Annotated in this window: 1 protein-coding gene and 1 pseudogene; one reads left to right on the top strand and one right to left on the bottom strand. The window is 37.1% G+C overall.

Annotated features, from left to right (window positions below):
* Positions 1 to 240: pseudogene (locus tag FCL47_RS24950) on the bottom strand (hypothetical protein); the annotation flags it as partial.
* A gap of 214 nt (positions 241 to 454) precedes the next feature.
* Here FCL47_RS24950 and FCL47_RS24120 point away from each other — a divergent pair.
* Positions 455 to 688 carry a hypothetical protein gene (locus FCL47_RS24120; RefSeq protein WP_136816276.1) on the top strand — a complete coding sequence of 78 codons (234 nt, stop codon included), beginning with the start codon at positions 455 to 457 and terminating at the stop codon, positions 686 to 688.
* The last annotated feature ends 16 nt before the right edge of the window (positions 689 to 704 follow it).

The following is a 704-nucleotide window of genomic DNA, read 5'->3' as shown; positions in this document are numbered from 1 at the left end:
GTAAGCTGATGTTAGATGAAGAGGAGTATAGGTCTTTGAGCTCGATTCATAGGCTTCATTGGTGACGGTTGATTCAAGTTTTTTTTGGGGCCAGATAAGGGTGACACCTCCCGCAAAATTTATTCCTTCAAATTCTAGTTGATGGGCCGGATTGAAATAAATTGATGAAATCCCCTCATTGTGAGCTACGGTAGCATTCGCGACCCCCATCGGCCCAGCACCCTGCGTAAAATTTGACAAGCCCGCACATTGGGAACTAGAAGACGTCAAAATTATAGTCAAAAAAATTGTGAGGGTAGACAACGGTTGAAAATTTAAGACAGAAAGAAATATTTGACAGAAAACTCTTCGTTCAGAACCGTAAATTAATGCAAAAAAATACAAATCGATCTCCCCAAAAAATTAACACCAGGACATTTGAGATCCTGGCAAAATATTCTTAATCTTGAGAATCATGTGTGATGACAAAAAGTCGATTTCGTCAATTCAATTATTTACTCTAAAGTGTCCAGGATTATTAACGTATTTACCTTTGAAAAAAAAGCAAAAAATCAACATGCAATTGGATTACAAACAGAGAGCTTTTGTTTGGGGAGTGTTTGGAATTGGAGGAATTGCTGGGCAAGAGGAAAACCAATTGCTATCACATTTTAATAAAAGTCTGCATATCAAACGTTCTTTTAAATAGACCAGATAGCTATATT

Origin of the sequence: Desulfopila sp. IMCC35006, from assembly GCF_005116645.1 — a bacterium.
GTDB lineage: Bacteria > Desulfobacterota > Desulfobulbia > Desulfobulbales > Desulfocapsaceae > Desulforhopalus_A.
The sequence above is the reverse complement of the archived record's forward strand: the minus strand, read 5'-3'. Positions and strand labels throughout refer to the sequence as shown.

Excerpts from the sequence above, each read along its gene's own strand:
- FCL47_RS24120 (WP_136816276.1), top strand. The coding sequence starts at position 455 with ATGTGTGATGACAAAAAGTCGATTTCGTCAATTCAATTATTTACTCTA.